The organism is Klebsiella sp. 1SOBk10mer (assembly GCF_046602535.1).
In the GTDB taxonomy this organism is placed as follows: Bacteria; Pseudomonadota; Gammaproteobacteria; order Enterobacterales; family Enterobacteriaceae; genus Klebsiella; species Klebsiella quasipneumoniae.
This window is the reverse complement of the sequence record NZ_JBKIUP010000001.1, coordinates 443012-461968: the sequence shown is the minus strand read 5'-3', so window position 1 is coordinate 461968 and position 18957 is coordinate 443012. Positions and strand designations below refer to the sequence as shown.

Here is an 18957-nt window from a genome sequence, read left to right as displayed (position 1 = left end):
ACGTCATTGGTAGCTAGTAAAGGACGACTTAAGATCGATGACACCCCAGAAATCCATGCTCTTGGTAACATGTAAAATAATGGAGTCGTAACGTCTGTCCAGCGGCGTCATATCCGTCTGCGGGTTGCCGGCAGAGATACCAAATGACAGCAGGTAATCGCCACTGTTTAAATCCACCGGAAGGCTAAATTTAAACACCCGAACATCACCGCGGGAAACCGAAATATTCTCGCGCCCTTCTGAGGCGAGGAAAGAGTTGGTTCCGTAGAGGAATAAGCCATCGAGGGTCTTAATCAGGATGCCTGGCACCACGCAATCAAAATCGTATTCAAACACGACCTTCATCAGAAAATCTGTCTGCTGATTGCCCGTCAGCGAGGGCGGAAAATCAACCCCGGCGCTCTGAATATGGTAATCGATGATTTTCGCGCCCCCCTGCCCCCAGCGGTACTCTTCCGGACGGTAGCCTGGTCGCGTGTGGTACACATCTTCAATCTCATCGAGCGACATCTGGCTTTCACCACTGGCTGACGAGGTAGCCGTTTCGCTTTTCTTCGCGCTGTCTTTATCAGGTTTGCCAAACAGCTCATCCAGGTAACGGTTGGTCACGTCACGGGCGGTGCCGTCCATGCAGATGTCACCATTTTTGAGGAAGATGGCGCGGTCGCAGTGTTTGACGATATCCCCGGCGCTGTGGGAAACCAGCAGCAGCGTGGTCCCCTGCTTTTTGAAGTCTGCGATGCGGGCGTAGCACTTCGCCTGAAAGCGGGAGTCGCCAACGGAGAGCGCTTCATCGACGATCAGAATATCCGGGCGAGAAGCGGTAGCCACGGCGAACGCCAGACGCATTTGCATGCCACTGGAATAGATACGGACCGGCTCTTCAATGTAGTCGCCGATATCTGCAAAGGCTTCGATCTCCGGCATTAAGCGCTCGATCTCTTCGCGGCTCAGGCCCATCATCAGCCCGGACATATACACGTTCTGCCGGCCGGTAAAGTCGGGATGGAAACCCATGCCCAGCTCCAGCAGCGCAGCGACGCGCCCCTGGATCTCAATGCTGCCTTTGGTGGGCTGGGTGGTGCCAGTCAGCAGCTTCAGTAACGTACTTTTACCTGCGCCGTTCACCCCAACAATGCCGACCGCTTCACCGGGTTCAATGCTGAAATTGATGTCTTTTAACACCCATTTTTTGCTGTGCCGCGGCTTATCGCCCGGCAGCAGTTTCTCAATGACCCGGTTCCATTTGGATGGGTAATATTTATACGCCTTGCCGACGTGCTGAACTTTGATACTCATGATTAAATCTCGTCCACAATATCAGCGGCATGTTTTTTAAATAAACGCCAGGCAAATAAAAACAGAATGACGGACACCACCGTGACCGGAAGTAGCGCCATCCAGTCAGGGCTCTGGTGATAGAGCATCACATTCTGGTAGGAACCGATAATGGTCGCCATCGGGTTATAGGCCAGCAGGCCTGATACCCATTCCGGCAGCGTTTTGGACACGTAAACAATAGGCGTAAACCAGAACCAAAACTGCAGCAGGATATTGACGAACTGGCCGATGTCGCGGACAAAAACGTTCAGCACCCCGAGGATGATCCCGAGGCCCAGGGTGAACAGCATCTGGACGATCAGCACCGGAATGATTTCAAAGAAAATCATGCCCGGGAAATTCCCCGTGACGATCAGAAACAGCACAAACAGACCGAAAATGATCAGAAAGTTAATGAACGCCGAAGCCGTGACGATGATCGGTAAACAGATCCGCGGAAAGCTGAGCTTTTTAAGAATGTTGGCGTTGGTCAGAAAAACGTTGACCAGACTGTTAAGCGTTTCCGTGAACAGCCCCCAGGTTAACACCCCGGAACAGAGGTAGATGCTATAGGCAAAAGGGCCGTCCATGCCCGCCAGGCGGGCACGCATTAACTCAGAAAAGATTAATGTATAGACGGAAATCATGGCGATCGGCTGTAAAATCAGCCATGCCGCGCCTAAAAAGCTGGTCTGGTAACGGGACTGAAAGTCCCGTTTAACGCTGTCAATAATAAAGCCACGGTAGCGATAGATCGCTGAAAACATAGGACTCAAAGCGATTCCTCTTTTAACAGGTTAAGCAGCTCGGCGGTTTTCTCGTTCATCAACGCCGTATCCGCTCTGGACTCCACGTTCAGACGCACCACCGGCTCCGTGTTGGACGTGCGCAGGTTAAAGCGCCACTCAGGGTATTCAATACTGATACCGTCCGTTGTGTCGATGTGTGCGGCCGCCGGCTCATACTGCGCCCGGATGCGCGCGATCGCCTCCGCCGCATTACCCAGCTTGCGGTTGATCTCCCCCGACGCCGGGAATGCCGCCTGGCGGTCCGCCACCAGCGATTTCAGCGAACTGTTCTTCAGACACAGCAGCTCCGCCACCAGCAGCCACGGGATCATCCCGCTGTCGCAGTAGGCGAAGTCGCGGAAGTAGTGGTGCGCGCTCATCTCCCCGCCGTAGATGGCATCTTCCTGGCGCATCCGCTCCTTGATGAACGCATGCCCGGTCTTCGACATCACCGGCTGCCCGCCGCTGCGGGTCACGATGTCCACCGTGTTCCACGTCAGGCGCGGGTCGTGAATGATTTTCGCCCCCGGCTGCTTCTGCAGGAACGCTTCCGCCAGCAGGCCGACAATATAGTACCCCTCGATAAACGACGCCTCGTCATCGAACAGGAAGCAGCGGTCGAAGTCGCCGTCAAAGGCGATGCCCATGTCTGCCTGATGCGCACGCACCGCGTCGGCGGTGTCCTGGCGGCACTCCGGCAGCAGCGGGTTCGGGATACCGTTCGGGAAATGGCCGTCCGGCTGGTGATGCACCTTGATAAAGGTCACCGGCGCCCCGGCCGCCGCAAAGCGTTTCTCCACCTCATCAATCACGTGCCCCGCCGCCCCGTTGCCGGAGTTCACCACCAGCTTCAGCGGACGGGTGAAGTTCGCCAGGTCCACGTAGCCCATCAGGTGGTCAACGTACTCCTTCAGCACCGAAATCTGGCGCAGGGTGCCGCGACGCGCCGGGTCAACAGGCGGGAACTGGTTTTCCTCCGCCAGGCGCTGGATGTCACGCAGGCCGGTGTCGCCGCTGATGGGCTTCGCGTTCTCGCGCACCAGCTTCATGCCGTTGTAGTTCATCGGGTTGTGGCTCGCCGTCACCTCGATACCGCCGTCCACCCCGAGGTGGAAGGTGGCGAAGTAAATCTCTTCGGTACCGCTCAGGCCGATATCCAGCACGTCGGTGCCGGCGTCCATCAGCCCGCGGGCCAGCGCCAGCTTCAGCGACTCGCTGGTGAGGCGCACATCGCCCCCCACCACTATCTTCCCGGGTTTCAGAAATTCGCCGTAGGCGCGGCCGATACGGTAGGCGATGTCCTCGTTCAGCTCCTCGCCCAGTTCACCACGGATGTCATAAGCCTTAAAGCATGTTAACTGTGTCATTCTGCGTTTTGTCCCGAAAAAAATTAGCAACGACCATACTGGTCTTTAATACGAATAATGTCGTCCTCGCCGAGGTACGACCCCGACTGGATCTCCAGCACTTCCAGCGGAATGCGGCCCGGGTTTTCCAGGCTGTGCTCGGCGCCAATCGGAATAAAGGTGGACTGGTTCTCGGTCAGCAGGAACTGCTTGCCGTTGACCGTCACCTGGCCGGTGCCGGCGAGAATGACCCAGTGCTCGGCGCGGTGGTGGTGCATCTGCATCGAGAAGGCGCCGCCCGGTTTCACCGTGATACGGTTGACGTTGAAGCGCGGGGTCTGGACCACCACGTCGCAGCGGCCCCAGGGACGGTAAATCTCGCGGTGGCGCTTGTATTCGCTGCGCTGGTTCTGCTTGAGGAACTCGACCGCCTTCTTCACGTCCTGGGAACGCTCGCGGTTCATCACCAGCACGGCGTCCTTGGTGCTGACAATCACCAGGTTCTCCACGCCGATGGCCGCCACCAGCTTCTCGTCGCTGTTGATGTAGCAGTTTTCGCTGTTGTGCACCCACGCGTCGCCGCTGAGGACGTTGCCCTGCTCATCTTTCGGGCTGACCTCCCACAGGGCGGACCAGGAGCCGACGTCGCTCCAGTCGGCATCGAGACCGACCACCACCGCGTCGGCGGTTTTCTCCATCACCGCGTAGTCCACGGACTCGTCCGGGCACTCGCAGAAAATGTCATGCGGGATACTGATGAAGTCGCTGCCGTTGTCGGCGGCGTTCACCGCGGTCTGGCAGGCTTCGAGGATATCCGGGCGGAATTTGGCCAGCTCGGAGAGGTATTTTTTGGCGCGGAACATAAACATGCCGCTGTTCCAGTAGTACTCCCCGGAGGCGAGGTAGGCCTCGGCGCGCTCGCGGTCCGGCTTCTCCACGAAGCGGGCCACCTGGTACGGGGTGTGGGCGCTGTCGGTGAGGGCCACGCCGCGCTGGATGTAGCCGTAGCCGGTTTCCGGGGCGTTCGGCACGATACCGAAGGTGACCAGATGGCCTTCATCGGCGTACTGCTCGGCGACGCGGATGGCGTCGTGGAAGACCGGCTGGTTATTGATGATATGGTCGGCGGCGAGGACCAGCATCAGCGGGTCGTCGCCGTGGCGGGTGGCCTGGAGGGCCGCCAGGGCGATGGCCGGGGCGGTGTTGCGCCCGACCGGCTCGAGAATAATGTTGTTGGACAGCCTGTTGAGCTGACGCAGCTGTTCGGCCACCAGGAAGCGGTGCTCTTCGTTACAGATGACCATCGGTTCATGGATTTCAAGGCCCGAGAGTCGGGTGATGGTTTCCTGCAGCATGGAGTTCTGCCCGTACAGCCGGAGGAACTGTTTCGGGTAAAGCTCGCGAGACATCGGCCAGAGACGACTGCCGGTACCACCAGCCATAATTACAGGAAGTAACATAATGAAATCCTTAAATAAATAATTGCTTTATTTTACTATCAATCAATCGACCGTCGGGTGGAATGGCCTTTTTCAGGCACGCTACCGCCATTGGCTGTCGCAACCAAAATGCGTACTGCTCCCGTGTTTCAGGCTAAACGCCACCCTCTTTCGCTTCAGGCTATCGGCAGAACGTTCACTCAGCGGTCTGAAAAGCCAGCCTGACGGAACGGGTGTCCTGAAAACCTAAAAGCAGAGATATACCTTCAGGCATATCTCTGCTTTTAACATGCATCTTCCCTCACCTGGCCGCGAAATGCACCACACTTTCCGCATTTGCCGCCGGGTTAACCATCAGGACTTTCTCATTTACGCAGGGCAAAACGCACGCGCTTGCCGCCACCGAAGAAAACGAAACCGGCGGTTTACCGATGCCAGTAACCGTTATAGAGGGGCGTTCACGATAAAGGGAAAGATGAGAAGAGACATCGTCTTCGCCGCTGAGGAGACAACGCGCTTGCGGGCCTGGTTGCCCTTTGCACATGGCGACGGCGCTACGTTCCGACAGGTGGGATAAACGACTCATGCTCTACAATGCACATTCCACTAAGAAAATCGTCCGCAGATTATAGCGCTGGTCGCGGGGAATAAAAATAAAAAAGCCTACTGATTAATGGATTACTCAAATAATACACATCTTAAACATTCGTTAAACAAAAAGATCAACATTAACCAATTGATATTTAAGATAAAAAATGCAAGCTCGACGAGAATTTTGCCCATTTGCTAAATGATCCGCCGACCAAAAATATAACTTTAAACAAAATTACGCCGTGCCTGAGGGTATTGACTGCCTTCATGGTATCGCCATGAATCGCTAAGCCGCTGACCAGTCACAAGGTTATTATTCGACAGCTAACGGTCAAATGAGAAACGTTGTTATTTATCTGCCTTTGCCACCACGGTTTTGTCAGAAAAAACGCCTTTCAGTTCACGCCTGGCGGAATAGACGCGGCAAAGCAAGTGATCCCAACCGCAAGCCAGTGTAAAATCGGCACTTATGTAGAACGGGATATCCACACCCCGGAGGAAAAATATGAAGTTTTTGGTCACTGGTGCCGCAGGTTTTATCGGCTTTCATATCGCGCAGCGCCTGCTGGATGAAGGGCATGATGTTGTCGGGATCGACAACATGAATGACTATTATGACGTCAGCCTGAAGCAGGCTCGCCTGGATCGTCTGGCATCTCCGGCATTTCATTTCCAGCAGCTGGATCTTGCCGACCGTGAGGGGATGGCGACGCTGTTCGCCGCAGAACAGTTTGACCGCGTGATCCACCTTGCGGCCCAGGCGGGCGTGCGCTATTCGCTGGAAAACCCCTATGCCTACGCGGACGCTAACCTGATGGGGTATCTGAACATTCTGGAGGGCTGCCGTCACACCAAAGTGAAACACCTGGTGTACGCCTCCTCCAGTTCGGTTTACGGCCTTAACCGCAAAATGCCGTTCTCCACGGAGGATTCCGTCGATCATCCGGTCTCCTTGTATGCCGCCACCAAGAAAGCCAATGAGCTGATGGCGCATACCTATTCCCATCTGTACGGCATCCCGACTACCGGCCTGCGCTTCTTTACGGTCTATGGTCCGTGGGGACGCCCGGATATGGCGCTGTTCAAGTTCACGAAAGCGATGCTGGAAGGGAAAAGTATTGACGTCTACAACTACGGCAAAATGAAGCGCGACTTCACCTACATCGACGACATCGTCGAGGCGGTGGTGCGCGTCCAGGATGTGATCCCGCAGGCCAATGCCGACTGGACCGTTGAGAGCGGTTCCCCGGCGACAAGTTCCGCGCCGTATCGGGTCTATAACATTGGCAACAGCTCGCCGGTGGAACTGATGGACTACATCACCGCTCTGGAAGAGGCGCTGGGAATGGAAGCGAAGAAGAATATGATGCCGATCCAGCCGGGCGATGTGCTGGACACCAACGCAGACACCCAACCGCTATATGACCTGGTGGGTTTCAAGCCGCAGACGTCAGTGAAGGAAGGCGTGAAGAACTTCGTGGAGTGGTATAAGGATTACTATCAGATCTAACCTGTCTCTGCCCTGCCGCGATCAGCTGATTGCGGCAATGGATAAACATCCCGTATTGCCTTCATTTATCATTCATTTCTTTACCCGAGCCAGGCACAGGCTATACTTTTTTGTGCTAAAGAATAATTTTTACTGGTTTTAACGACGGTGCTGAAACCAGTTTCATCTGCCCGCCAGCGAAAAAGACAACAACTATAAGCCTGGTCCGCTGCTGTCACTCTTTTCAATACTATTTTTAATGGCTCCTTCAGCATTTTCTCCTGATAAATAAAAGACATTACTTTCTGTAGGAATTTTCTTAAGAAGAGGATATGTTAGACATCGCAATACAGCACCTTCCACGCTGATATATTGCTTAACTTGCTAATGATTCAACCAACTAAAGCTGTGGTAGATATTATGGAAAACCTGTTTTTCTTAGTGGTGGCTGCCATACTACTTGCTGTGTCTGTTTTCTTTTTAATTTCATATCTGAAAGACAGAAAGAAAACGAAACTGACGTTTAATAAACGCAAGTGGTAAGGCCCGCTCCATATTGCAATTAGATTAAGATAATATTAAGAGATAAAAAAATGATATGACAGAATGACCGTTCATTCTGCGTTTTGGCATGGCCTTAAGGCAAGAAAAAAATAAAGCTATTCGCGCCCAGTCCCTCGTATTTCCCCAGGGCATAAATAACAAAAGCCTGCGTTGCAGGCTTTGTTTTACCTCCCGGCGCTTATCTCCGGCATCTACATCACAGTGACGGTAGCTCTTCACAAGGTAAGTTTAACTTATCGGACCTGTTTTCAACCCGCAACGGGTTTCGTGCAGGATCGTAATGTCCATCACAATTTATTGAGGTTAATCTGAATGTGCGAGAAATACGCGCAGTGAGGGATATAGCGGGGAGATAAAGAAGCATACTGGCGGCGAGGAGCCGCCAGTGTCAGACAGGCAGGATTAATCGTTACCAAACAGATCGCGGGTATAAACCTTTTCTGAGACATCCGCCAGCTCTTCCGCCATACGGTTGGAAATGATGACATCCGCCTCTTGTTTGAAGGCATTCAGGTCGCGCACGACGCGGGAGTTGAAGAACTCATCTTCCTGCATCACCGGTTCATAGATAATAACCGGAATACCTTTCGCCTTGATGCGCTTCATAATGCCCTGAATAGAAGAGGCGCGGAAGTTGTCCGAACCACTCTTCATGATCAGGCGATACACACCCACCACTTTCGGCTTACGAGCGAGAATAGAATCCGCGATAAAGTCTTTACGGGTACGGTTGGCATCGACGATAGCCGCGATGATATTGTTCGGGACCGATTCGTAGTTCGCCAGCAGCTGCTTGGTATCTTTCGGCAGGCAGTAGCCGCCGTAGCCAAAGGACGGGTTGTTGTAGTGGTTGCCGATACGCGGATCCAGGCATACCCCTTCGATAATCTGCTTGCTGTTCAGCCCCTGGCTTTCAGCATAGCTGTCGAGCTCGTTGAAATAGGCAACGCGCAGCGCCAGATAGGTGTTCGCGAACAGTTTGATCGCTTCCGCTTCGGTGGAGTCGGTAAACAGGGTCGGGATATCCTGCTTAATCGCGCCTTCTTTCAACAGGTCTGCGAAACGTTCGGCACGCGCAGAGCGCTCACCAATGACAATGCGCGATGGATGCAGGTTGTCGTACAGCGCACGGCCTTCACGCAGGAACTCAGGAGAGAAAATAACATTATCAATCCCTAAACGTTCTTTGATGTCGCGGGTGAACCCCACCGGGATGGTCGATTTAATGATCATCACCGCGTTCGGGTTGATCTCGGTGACATCGCGAATAACCGCTTCCACCGTAGAGGTGTTGAAGTAGTTGGTTTTGGGATCGTAATCGGTCGGCGTCGCAATGATCACGTAGTCGGCATTACGGTATGCGTCGTGCTTATCCGTGGTGGCACGGAAGTTTAACGGTTTTTCTGCCAGATATTCCTGAATCTCTTTATCGACAATCGGAGAGATCTTCTGGTTAAGCATATCCACTTTGGCCTGTACGATATCCAGGGCCACCACTTCGTGGTTTTGCGCAATCAGGACACCGTTCGATAAACCAACATAACCTGTACCGGAAATAGTAATTTTCATGAGATTACACTTTAATCAGTTAACTGGATAATGGCGGATAGCCACGAAATTAAATAATACTGTGGGCGTTTTTACGCTGAGAAGGAAGGTAAGTCAAGCCGGTCGGTCGGCCCGGCTTGTAAACGAATAAACATGACGAGTTCCATTTGGAACCCGCCATTTTAGGAAAAAACAACCCAATTATTTATATACTTCTGCAGTGGCCAGAGTATGTGCCTGCAGATCTTTCTCCGACAGCGACAGCGCGCAGTCGCCCAGCGCCGGCCAGTCAATCCCTATCTCCGGATCGTTCCAGATGATGCTCCGCTCTGACTGCGGCGCGTAGTAGTTCGTCGCCTTGTACACAAACTGCACCGTGTCGCTCAGCGCCATAAACCCGTGGGCGAATCCTTCAGGGATCCACAGCTGACGTTTATTCTCTGCGCTGAGCACCGCGCCCACCCATTTGCCAAAGGTTGGCGATGAACGACGGATATCCACCGCCACGTCAAATACCTCACCTTCCACACAGCGGACCAGTTTGCCCTGAGCGTGCGGATCCAGCTGATAGTGCAGCCCGCGCAATACGCCTTTCTGGGACTGGGAATGGTTGTCCTGGACGAATTCCACCTGGCGGCCCACCGCCTCATTAAACACCTTGCTGCTGAAGCTCTCAAAGAAGAAACCCCGCGCATCACCAAACACGCGCGGTTCAAAAATCAGCACGTCAGGAATATCTGTTTTAATAATGTTCATCTTTTGCTACCCGTTTATTTGCCCAGGACTTCAGTTACCACGCGAGCCACACCCTGACGCCAGTCCGGGAGAGTCACCCGAAATGCCTGCTGGAATTTTTCATTCGACAGGCGTGAGTTGAGCGGACGCTTCGCCGGCGTCGGATAGGCCGTCGTCGGAATGCCCTTCACTTCCTGAACCGCCAGCTCGGCACCGTGCGCTCTCGCCACCTCAAACACATAGCGGGCGTAGTCGCACCAGCTGGTCTCGCCGCTGGCCACCAGATGATAGGTGCCGGCCAGCGCTGGATCACGCAGCGTTTCACGGATTGCCGTCGCCGTGCAGTCTGCCAGCAGCTCAGCGCCGGTGGGGGCCCCGTGCTGGTCGTCAATGATGGAGAGCGTCTCTTTCTCACATGCCAGGCGGAGCATCGTTTTGGCAAAGTTGGCGCCGCGGGTGGCATACACCCAGCTGGTACGGAAAATCAGGTGACGCGGGTTGCCCTGCTCCAGCGCCAGTTCACCGGCACGTTTGGTTTCGCCGTAGACGTTCAGCGGGCCAGTTGTCTCATCTTCCCGGCGGTAATGGCTGCCGGCGCCGTCGAACACATAGTCCGTGGAATAGTGCACCATCAGGGCGCCCAGCTTCGCCGACTCTGCCGCCAGCACCGCCACCCCTTTGTCGTTCAGCAGGTCAGAGAGCTCTCGCTCGCTTTCGGCCTTGTCCACCGCCGTGTGCGCGGCGGCATTCACCACCACGTCGGGGCGGACGGTACGCACGGTCTGCGCGATGCCTTCCAGATTCGTCAGGTCGCCGCACAGCTCTTTATCAAAGTAATCCACCGCGACCACGTCGCCTAGCGTGGACAGTGAACGCTGGAGCTCCCAGCCCACCTGGCCATTCTTACCAATCAGTAAAATCTTCATTCTCTGTATCCTGTCGTTGACGGAGAAGGCATTAACGCTCGTTCAGCAGGCGCTTGAGATAAGCACCGTACTCGGTTTTCTTCAGGCGTTCGGCCTGAGCCGCAACACCTTCCGCCGACAGCCACTGATTGCGGTAACCAATCTCTTCCAGGCAGGCGACCTTCATCCCCTGGCGCTTCTCAATGGTGTGAATAAACTGTGATGCGTCCATCAGGCTGTCGTGGGTGCCCGTGTCCAGCCAGGCAAAACCGCGCCCCAGCAGTTCAACATGCAGATCACCGCGCTCCAGATACATCTGGTTCAGGGTGGTGATCTCCAGCTCACCGCGCTCAGAAGGCTTCACGTCCTTCGCCATCTCCACCACGTTGTTGTCGTAGAAGTAGAGCCCGGTCACCGCCCAGTCGGATTTCGGCTTCAGCGGTTTCTCCTCGATGGACAGCGCCTTAAAGTTCTCATCGAACTCCACCACCCCGAAGCGCTCAGGATCCAGCACCTGATAACCAAACACCGTGGCGCCGGAGGTTTTCGCCGCTGCCGCCTCCAGCTTTTTACCGAAGCTCTGGCCAAAGTAGATATTATCCCCCAGCACCAGGGCGCAGGCATCGTTGCCGATAAACTTCTCGCCAATGATAAAGGCCTGCGCCAGGCCGTCCGGCGACGGCTGGATGGCGTAGCTGAAGTTCACCCCGAACTGCGACCCGTCACCCAGCAGGCGCTGGAAGGAAGGCATGTCGTCCGGGGTGGAGATGATAAGGATATCGCGAATCCCCGCCAGCATCAGGACGGACACCGGGTAGAAAATCATCGGCTTGTCATAGATTGGCAGCAGCTGCTTGGAGACGCCCTGGGTGATCGGATATAAACGCGTGCCGGAGCCGCCGGCCAGAACAATACCTTTCATAAATCTATTCCTTAATCAGTCAGATATCAGTCATTGAGGCCAAGACGCTCGCCGGCATAGGAGCCGTCCAGCACGCGCTGCCACCAGGTCTGGTTGTTCAGGTACCAGTGCACGGTTTTCTCAATCCCACTCTCGAACGTTTCCTGCGGCACCCAGCCCAGATCGCGCTGAATTTTCGCGGCATCAATGGCGTAGCGCAGGTCGTGTCCCGGACGGTCGGTGACAAAAGTGATCAGATCTGCGAAATGAGTGATGTTACCCGGCTTCTGCGACACCACCTTGTCGAGAATGGCGCAGATGGTGCGCACCACATCGATATTTTTACGCTCGTTATGACCGCCGATGTTGTAGGTCTCGCCGCTCTTGCCTTCGGTCGCCACTTTGTACAGCGCACGGGCATGGTCCTCAACATACAGCCAGTCACGGATCTGCTCCCCGTTGCCATATACCGGCAGCGGTTTACCCGCCAGGGCGTTAAGGATAGTCAGCGGGATAAGTTTTTCCGGGAAGTGATACGGACCATAGTTGTTGGAGCAGTTGGTCACCACCACCGGCAGGCCGTAGGTGCGGTTCCAGGCGCGAACCAGATGGTCGCTGCCCGCTTTGGAGGCGGAGTACGGGCTGCTCGGCGCGTACGGGGTTTCTTCGGTGAACAGGTCATCGGTGCCGTGCAGGTCGCCGTACACTTCATCGGTGGAGATATGATGGAAGCGGAAGGCCTGCTTCTGTTCCTCTCCAAGTCCGGACCAGTAGTGGCGGGCTGCCTCCAGCAGAGTGAAGGTGCCGATCACGTTGGTCTGGATGAAGGCGGCCGGGCCATCAATGGAGCGATCCACATGACTTTCTGCCGCCAGGTGCATCACGATATCCGGGCGGAACTCGCTAAACTGGGCCGCCACGGCAGCGGCATCCGTGATATCAGTCTGGGAAAACGAGTAGCGTTCGCTCCCAGCCACCGGCTCCAGGGATTCGAGGTTGCCGGCATAGGTCAGGCAGTCCACCACGCGGACTTCATCCCGGGTATTTTCAATGATATGACGAACTACGGCAGAGCCAATAAAGCCCGCGCCACCGGTGACAAGAATCTTCATATTTTATTTACCTTTGATTACTCATGCAAAAAGAAAATAATTGCATAAATCTATATATTAAAATGCTGGAGATGTAATTTAATGGGGATAATATCGAAGGAACACTTTAAAAACAAATAGCGAAATTCTTAATTTTCCGCTATTTTTCAGAGTAGAGCTTGATTATATATGTACTTTAACATTAGACCTCCATTAAATTGCAGGAGGTCTAATAAGAGAAATATTAATCTAACCACTCAGTATGGAAAACGCCTTCCTTATCAGTACGCTTATAGGTGTGCGCACCAAAGTAATCACGCTGAGCCTGAATCAGGTTAGCTGGCAGAACTGCGGAACGGTAGCTGTCGTAGTAAGCAATTGCCGCAGAGAACGTCGGTACCGGAATACCATTCTGTACGGCATAAGCCACGACATCACGCAGCGCTTGCTGATAGTCATCAGCGATCTGTTTGAAGTACGGCGCCAGCAGGAGGTTAGCAATGCCAGCGTTTTGCGCATAAGCATCGGTGATCTTCTGCAGGAACTGTGCACGAATGATGCAGCCCGCGCGGAAAATCTTAGCGATCTCGCCATAGTTCAGATCCCAGTTGTATTCATCAGAAGCAGCACGCAGTTGTGAGAAGCCCTGGGCATAGGAAACGATTTTACCGAGGTACAAGGCGCGACGAACTTTTTCGATAAATTCAGCTTTATCACCGGCCGGCTGAGCCTGCGGACCACTCAGCACTTTCGAAGCGGCTACACGCTGGTCTTTCAGAGAAGAGATATAACGAGCAAACACGGACTCTGTGATCAGAGACAGAGGTTCGCCGAGATCCAGTGAGCTTTGGCTGGTCCACTTGCCGGTACCTTTGTTTGCTGCTTCATCAAGAATAACATCAACGAGGTATTTACCCTCTTCATCCTTTTTGGTGAAGATATCTTTAGTAATGTCGATCAGGTAGCTACTCAGCTCGCCTTCGTTCCATTCGGTGAAGGTTTGCGCCAGCTCTTCGTTGGAAAGAGCCAGACCGCCTTTCAACAGCGCATAAGCTTCAGCAATCAGCTGCATGTCGCCATACTCGATGCCGTTATGTACCATCTTCACATAATGGCCTGCGCCATCAGCACCGATATAGGTCACACAGGGCTCACCGTCTTCAGCAACTGCAGCAATCTGCTTCAGAATCGGAGCTACGAGCTCATAGGCTTCTTTCTGCCCACCAGGCATGATGGAAGGCCCTTTCAGAGCCCCCTCTTCGCCACCGGAAACACCGGTACCGATAAAGTTAAAACCTTCGGCAGACAGCTCACGGTTACGACGGATGGTGTCCTGGAAGAAGGTGTTGCCGCCATCAATGATGATGTCACCTTTATCAAGGTAAGGCTTCAGGGAATCGATGGCGCTGTCGGTGCCAGCCCCGGCCTTCACCATCAACAGGATACGACGTGGTGTTTCGAGGGATTCAACAAACTCTTGTACTGTGTAATAAGGGACCAGTTTCTTGCCTGGATTTTCGGCAATCACTTCTTCGGTCTTTTCACGGGAGCGGTTGAAAACGGAGACGGTATAACCACGGCTTTCGATGTTCAGCGCTAGGTTACGCCCCATCACAGCCATACCAACAACTCCGATCTGTTGCTTGGACATTACATACTCCTGTAGGTGAATCAAACAATATCACATTAATTACTGACCTTGACCAGCTAACTAGTTATACTATAATTTTTGATTAAAAGTATAACAAAAATGTGTAATTAGCTTTCATTAAACTTTAAAACTATTTAATCAGGAAAAAATCATAACCAAATCATAGTTGGATTAAAAATCAACTGTTGTGAGCGACAATCATTTTTTAATCTTTGATAGCACAAATGTTCTAAGAGTTGTGGAAAGAGTGAGAGAGACTAATAAATAAACAACGGCACCAGAGAAGGATAATAGCACTAAAATATTAAGGCTCGCAATAGCATTGGGAAAAAAGAAATAATCGATGAGTTTTAAGTAACTTAACATGACTAATGTAGCCAAAACAATTGAATAGTTCTTTTTAAAAAAAACATTGAGACTCTCCCCTAACAAACTCATTAAAGACCACATGACAGGAAAAAAATTAATAACATTAGCGAGAAGATAACACATAGCAAATGTAGTTATTGTATATTGAACACCTATGATGAAAGCTCCCACTTGCAAGATCATTCCAATAATGCCTAGCTTTAGTAAAATATCTGTACGACCTTTAGCCATAAAAACTGAACCAGAAGTACTAAGTACCGCTTGTATTATTGCAGTTGGCGCTAACCATTTTAATACTATCCCCGTCAGATACCATTCATCACCGAATACTAGTCGGATAAAAGGCTCACTATAAAATGCCAGTCCAGACATCAATGGACATGTTATAAACAACACAGCATAGACACAATTTAGATATATTTTTGATATATGCTGATTATTACTTTGTTGTTTACTTAATATTGGGTAAAGTGACCTAGTTGCGACAAAGGTAAGACTTTGCAATGGGAAAAGCATAATTCTATAAGCAAGATTATAACTCCCGAGAATTGAAGCAGACATGAATTTACCAATTATAAAGCTATCTGCGTTCCTTGAAAAATAATTTATAAAATTAAACATTGATAAATTTGCACTAAAACTAAAAATACTTTTCAAATCCTTATAATCAATAAAAACCCTAATAGAAGGTTTCCAATTTGATGCAAGCCAGAATTGTATAGCAGACATCAGATTAAGTATTAAAGCTTGACCAACAAGACTGAAAACACCAAACCCCATATTTGCTAAAACAATCGCTAGTACTAATGAAGCAAGTGAAGAAGAAATTTCTATCCTAGAGACTGTTTTGAATTTCGAGTCTCTCTCAAGCAAAGCAAGGTGAGCTGCCGCACAGCTCGAAAGAGGAAATGTAAAACTTAGCAACATCAATACTAAAGTTAATTTAGGCTGATGATAGATACTGGATATCACACTAGAGCCCGAAAAAACCAGAACAAATAAAGTCAATCCCATGAGGAGATTTAACCAAAAAACAGTATTAATTAGAGACTCAGTAAGATCTTTCCTTTGTATTAATGCAGCAGAAGTGCCTAAATCTCGTAACAGGATACCTAAGTTCACAACAACAAGAGCCATAGCCATTAAACCATATTCGCTTGGAGGAATAATTTTTGCTAAATAGACTATGTTTGTTAGTTGCACTAACATTTTGATAAATTGTGATGCCATGTTCCATTTAGCATTTGAAAGCAATGTCATATCAGGCGAGCCTTTGAGTATGCACTAGGGATATATGAGTTTATGAAGTTATGATTAGTATGAGAGATGTTAATGCATCAAATTAATGGCATCGGGGATGATGCCCTTTAATGAAAGTTAAAGTAAGCAACTTCAAATTGTTAAACCTACAGCTGATTATCTCTCTAAGAAAACATCTTGTCATTCCCAAAACCATATGAATACCAGATTTAGAATAAAAGCGGCACGAAATTGCATAATCATATAAATGTTCACGATGCCGCCATTCGGAGAAGGATGTATTTGTTTTTGAAAGAGAGTGTTCCAATGTGCTAAAAATTTGGACCCGAATATCATACTGTTTTTTTATCCTTTGAATCCTACGAAAAAAACTGTAATCGACTCCGTAGAGGGCATAACGCTCATCAAAAAGTTTTATATTATCTTTCCTGAAACATTCAACAAGACTTTTATAAATAACTAATCCAGACCCAATTGAAATAATTTTATCATTGACATTAAAAGTATATGGAATGTCTGCATTGTACACTCTATCATTACATAATGGATAATGTATTAATTTTCGTTCCGAATCAATAATTCGAGGGATTTGTAACATCACATCGGCATTATAGTAATTTTGCATATCTTGAAAAAAAAGATCAGATATATTGGTATCATCATCAAATAATATAAAACGATCGTACGCATTGTAATTATTAATTATTGTATTATAAATCACAGCCAAGGATCTATTTTCAAGATATTCGAGATACGTCACTCTTGTAAATTTACTTTTCAATTCATAATATAAAGAATCAAATTTAATTTCATTAGGCCCATTATTGATAATGACTAAATGGGTATCATTTAGAGTTATATGTAATAAATTATTTAACGTTAAAGATGAGGAGAATCCTTTGTTATATAAAACAACTGCAATAATATTATTCACGAATTACTCCATCAAGGTTATTAGAGTCATAAATATAATTCAATTTTTTATTATTGAAGAATAAAACTGCCATGGGAATCTGTGCTAATACATTGAGATTGAAATATCCGTTTCCGAAAATTAAGAGCAAATTTATCTGGCTAATGACAGAGAAAAGCAAAATTGCTGATTTTTTCTTTTTTACACGATTAAATACATAAGATGAGATTAGGCCATGTACAAAGCTAAAAACAACCATTCCAAGTATTCCTTGGGATAGGAAAATTTCAATATATCCACTTCCAACATTAAACGCACCACTTATTTGATAAGATCTAGCAAATGCATCTTCATCTGTTACAACACATTCTAATGCCCCCCGTGCAACTTTTGGCAAAAGACTGCATAAGAAATTAAGGTTTGTATCTGTTTGTCCCATGTGAATAGCATTAGTTAAATTTACTATTGGCGTTACAATGTAAATATACGCCCACATAAACCCACTTGGCATCCAGTCGGGATATTCAAAACTTGGATGAGCCAATTGTATAAATAATTGTCTGCCAGTCCTGATATCACCAATATATCCAAACAATAAAAACACTAACAAAACAGACAAAACAACTAAAAAAATTGTTTTTGGCCTAATTTTTGTTGTGATTAGATGTATCATTCCTAATTGTATGAAGGATACCATAATCATTTTTCTAGTAACGAGCAGAACAAAAATAGAAATAATAAAAAAGGAGAACCATAATGACTTTTTATTTTTAAAACATATATAATCATAATAATTAGATGCAACCAAAAGACAACCAAATGCAAGAACAAAACCATGCAATGATGGAATCCCAAATGCGAATTGGGAAACTGTGCGTCCTGTAGCCATTGATATTAATGGTATATAACCAGCAATTGCAATTTCAACTAATACGAGAGCAAAAAAAATGAAAGTCAAATTTCTTGTTTTCCTTAAAGCCCTTGCAGCTACAGTATTGAAATCAACAACGCTATACTTCACATCTATTTTCTTCTTAGGTGCCAACTTATTTATTGAAGTAAAAAGTGAATATCCGACCAAGAAAGGCACAATAATGATTGTTACTGTAACCGCAATTTCACTAATAGGAAATATCAATAAATCTGATAAACTTAGAGTATAGAGGATAAAAACACCAAACCATATAAAGCAAAAAGTAAATAATGGTGATGTTAATTTTCCCTTGTGTATTGAAAAATTTTTTATAGCATTCGATATAGCCATTTCAGTCTCTCTTCAATAGACTAACAATCTTTCTAAGTTGCAATGAGAATAAAAACCTATACATGGAAGATTTATTATTTAAATAAAGTGATCGATGTTTATCGAATATATACTCTCGTGCTGCAATACCTTTTTTAAAACCTTTCGATATTGAGTCAGAGGATTCAATGCATAAAGCTAAAGGTTCCGATATATAGAAGCCTTGAGATTTACATGCTATCCTTAATGCAAATTCCCAATCTTGGAATCTTTTTAAATGAATATCAAAATACCCACAATCAATTAATGTATTTTTTTTTGAAATTAAGCATTGAGTGCTAATCATATTATTGGCTAACATTTTTTTTAGAAAATCGTTTTTAATAGCACCTGATGTGGAATGATAAACTCCACCTATGATTGATTTCAGTCCAACAACACGAATAAAAGGATGAAAAATGTAATCTATATCACCGTTATTTGAATTAATAGCTCCCTCTATATAATTAAGTTTATCAATTCTCCAAAAGTCATCACTATCGTTAAAAGCAACCCACTCATTCATTGCCGCTTCTATTCCTATATTTCTAGCATTGCATGCTCCGGTTCTTCCATTTGTATGCAAAACTTTTATATTTAAACCTTTTAGTCTATCAATAGACCCATCTGTAGAACCATCATCAACTACGATAACCTCGATATTATGATTACCAACTTGGTTTAAAACAGAAAGTACAGCCCCTTGAATGCTAGCTTCACGATTATAACAGGGAATAATAACACTGATATCCATTAACGACACCT

General features: G+C 48.7%; 16 protein-coding genes. 2 read left to right on the top strand and 14 right to left on the bottom strand.

Going from position 1 to position 18957, the window contains the following annotated elements; all coding sequences use genetic code 11:
* Nucleotides 1–3 precede the first annotated feature (3 nt).
* The 4 genes from wzt to ACLH1I_RS02040 are packed head-to-tail and all read right to left on the bottom strand — an operon-like array spanning nucleotide 4 to nucleotide 4914.
* A complete protein-coding gene (gene wzt, locus ACLH1I_RS02055) occupies nucleotides 4–1299 on the bottom strand; it encodes an O9 family O-antigen export ABC transporter ATP-binding subunit (RefSeq protein WP_004203600.1) in 1296 nt (431 codons plus the stop codon).
* 2 nt (nucleotides 1300–1301) lie between these two features.
* Nucleotides 1302–2087, bottom strand: a complete 786-nt coding sequence (gene wzm, locus ACLH1I_RS02050; RefSeq protein ID WP_004203602.1) for an O9 family O-antigen export ABC transporter permease subunit — start codon at nucleotides 2085–2087, stop codon at nucleotides 1302–1304.
* Between the two features lie 5 nt (nucleotides 2088–2092).
* The gene (gene rfbK / locus ACLH1I_RS02045) at nucleotides 2093–3475 is read right to left on the bottom strand and encodes an O9 family phosphomannomutase RfbK (protein WP_012967600.1); all 1383 of its coding nucleotides are present in this window, start codon (nucleotides 3473–3475) and stop codon (nucleotides 2093–2095) included.
* A gap of 23 nt (nucleotides 3476–3498) precedes the next feature.
* Entirely contained in the window at nucleotides 3499–4914 is a 1416-nt protein-coding gene (locus ACLH1I_RS02040) for a mannose-1-phosphate guanylyltransferase/mannose-6-phosphate isomerase (protein ID WP_102002442.1), read from the bottom strand.
* Nucleotides 4915–5989: 1075 nt separating this feature from the next.
* Between ACLH1I_RS02040 and ACLH1I_RS02035 the strand changes: the two genes are divergently transcribed.
* Nucleotides 5990–6994 carry an NAD-dependent epimerase gene (locus ACLH1I_RS02035; RefSeq protein ID WP_198080122.1) on the top strand — a complete coding sequence of 335 codons (1005 nt, stop codon included), beginning with the start codon at nucleotides 5990–5992 and terminating at the stop codon, nucleotides 6992–6994.
* 399 nt (nucleotides 6995–7393) lie between these two features.
* Nucleotides 7394–7516, top strand: a complete 123-nt coding sequence (locus tag ACLH1I_RS02030; RefSeq protein ID WP_000429184.1) for a small membrane protein — start codon at nucleotides 7394–7396, stop codon at nucleotides 7514–7516.
* 423 nt (nucleotides 7517–7939) lie between these two features.
* Here the strand turns inward: ACLH1I_RS02030 and ugd are convergent, their stop codons facing one another.
* From ugd to ACLH1I_RS01980, 10 genes are all read right to left on the bottom strand, one after another.
* Nucleotides 7940–9106, bottom strand: coding sequence for a UDP-glucose 6-dehydrogenase (gene ugd / locus ACLH1I_RS02025; RefSeq protein ID WP_198080124.1), 1167 nt, complete (start codon nucleotides 9104–9106; stop codon nucleotides 7940–7942).
* A gap of 180 nt (nucleotides 9107–9286) precedes the next feature.
* Nucleotides 9287–9841, bottom strand: a complete 555-nt coding sequence (gene rfbC / locus ACLH1I_RS02020; RefSeq protein ID WP_198080126.1) for a dTDP-4-dehydrorhamnose 3,5-epimerase — start codon at nucleotides 9839–9841, stop codon at nucleotides 9287–9289.
* A 14-nt stretch (nucleotides 9842–9855) separates the two neighbouring features.
* The gene (rfbD, locus tag ACLH1I_RS02015; protein WP_198080128.1) at nucleotides 9856–10746 is read right to left on the bottom strand and encodes a dTDP-4-dehydrorhamnose reductase; all 891 of its coding nucleotides are present in this window, start codon (nucleotides 10744–10746) and stop codon (nucleotides 9856–9858) included.
* Between the two features lie 31 nt (nucleotides 10747–10777).
* Entirely contained in the window at nucleotides 10778–11647 is an 870-nt protein-coding gene (rfbA, locus tag ACLH1I_RS02010) for a glucose-1-phosphate thymidylyltransferase RfbA (protein ID WP_135770620.1), read from the bottom strand.
* A 26-nt stretch (nucleotides 11648–11673) separates the two neighbouring features.
* Nucleotides 11674–12738 (bottom strand): dTDP-glucose 4,6-dehydratase, encoded by a 1065-nt coding sequence (gene rfbB / locus ACLH1I_RS02005; RefSeq protein ID WP_198080130.1) that lies wholly within the window; start codon nucleotides 12736–12738, stop codon nucleotides 11674–11676.
* A gap of 223 nt (nucleotides 12739–12961) precedes the next feature.
* A complete protein-coding gene (gndA, locus tag ACLH1I_RS02000; RefSeq protein WP_000043542.1) occupies nucleotides 12962–14368 on the bottom strand; it encodes an NADP-dependent phosphogluconate dehydrogenase in 1407 nt (468 codons plus the stop codon).
* Nucleotides 14369–14566: 198 nt separating this feature from the next.
* Nucleotides 14567–15997, bottom strand: coding sequence for an MOP flippase family protein (locus ACLH1I_RS01995; protein ID WP_198080132.1), 1431 nt, complete (start codon nucleotides 15995–15997; stop codon nucleotides 14567–14569).
* 82 nt (nucleotides 15998–16079) lie between these two features.
* Entirely contained in the window at nucleotides 16080–16931 is an 852-nt protein-coding gene (locus ACLH1I_RS01990; RefSeq protein WP_232693621.1) for a hypothetical protein, read from the bottom strand.
* Nucleotides 16924–18174, bottom strand: a complete 1251-nt coding sequence (locus tag ACLH1I_RS01985) for an O-antigen polymerase (protein WP_049092898.1) — start codon at nucleotides 18172–18174, stop codon at nucleotides 16924–16926. The genes ACLH1I_RS01990 and ACLH1I_RS01985 overlap by 8 nt, the downstream gene beginning before the upstream one ends.
* 1 nt (nucleotide 18175) lies before the next feature.
* Nucleotides 18176–18946, bottom strand: coding sequence for a glycosyltransferase family 2 protein (locus ACLH1I_RS01980; RefSeq protein WP_075201778.1), 771 nt, complete (start codon nucleotides 18944–18946; stop codon nucleotides 18176–18178).
* Nucleotides 18947–18957: the final 11 nt, after the last annotated feature.

Bases quoted from the DNA above. Each gene is read 5' to 3' on its own strand.
- wzt (WP_004203600.1), bottom strand. From the start codon at position 1,299: ATGAGTATCAAAGTTCAGCACGTCGGCAAGGCGTATAAATATTACCCA.
- wzm (WP_004203602.1), bottom strand. From the start codon at position 2,087: ATGTTTTCAGCGATCTATCGCTACCGTGGCTTTATTATTGACAGCGTT.
- rfbK (WP_012967600.1), bottom strand. From the start codon at position 3,475: ATGACACAGTTAACATGCTTTAAGGCTTATGACATCCGTGGTGAACTG.
- ACLH1I_RS02040 (WP_102002442.1), bottom strand. From the start codon at position 4,914: ATGTTACTTCCTGTAATTATGGCTGGTGGTACCGGCAGTCGTCTCTGG.
- ACLH1I_RS02035 (WP_198080122.1), top strand. From the start codon at position 5,990: ATGAAGTTTTTGGTCACTGGTGCCGCAGGTTTTATCGGCTTTCATATC.
- ACLH1I_RS02030 (WP_000429184.1), top strand. From the start codon at position 7,394: ATGGAAAACCTGTTTTTCTTAGTGGTGGCTGCCATACTACTTGCTGTG.
- ugd (WP_198080124.1), bottom strand. From the start codon at position 9,106: ATGAAAATTACTATTTCCGGTACAGGTTATGTTGGTTTATCGAACGGT.
- rfbC (WP_198080126.1), bottom strand. From the start codon at position 9,841: ATGAACATTATTAAAACAGATATTCCTGACGTGCTGATTTTTGAACCG.
- rfbD (WP_198080128.1), bottom strand. From the start codon at position 10,746: ATGAAGATTTTACTGATTGGTAAGAATGGCCAGGTGGGCTGGGAGCTC.
- rfbA (WP_135770620.1), bottom strand. From the start codon at position 11,647: ATGAAAGGTATTGTTCTGGCCGGCGGCTCCGGCACGCGTTTATATCCG.
- rfbB (WP_198080130.1), bottom strand. From the start codon at position 12,738: ATGAAGATTCTTGTCACCGGTGGCGCGGGCTTTATTGGCTCTGCCGTA.
- gndA (WP_000043542.1), bottom strand. From the start codon at position 14,368: ATGTCCAAGCAACAGATCGGAGTTGTTGGTATGGCTGTGATGGGGCGT.
- ACLH1I_RS01995 (WP_198080132.1), bottom strand. From the start codon at position 15,997: ATGACATTGCTTTCAAATGCTAAATGGAACATGGCATCACAATTTATC.
- ACLH1I_RS01985 (WP_049092898.1), bottom strand. From the start codon at position 18,174: ATGGCTATATCGAATGCTATAAAAAATTTTTCAATACACAAGGGAAAA.
- ACLH1I_RS01980 (WP_075201778.1), bottom strand. From the start codon at position 18,946: ATGGATATCAGTGTTATTATTCCCTGTTATAATCGTGAAGCTAGCATT.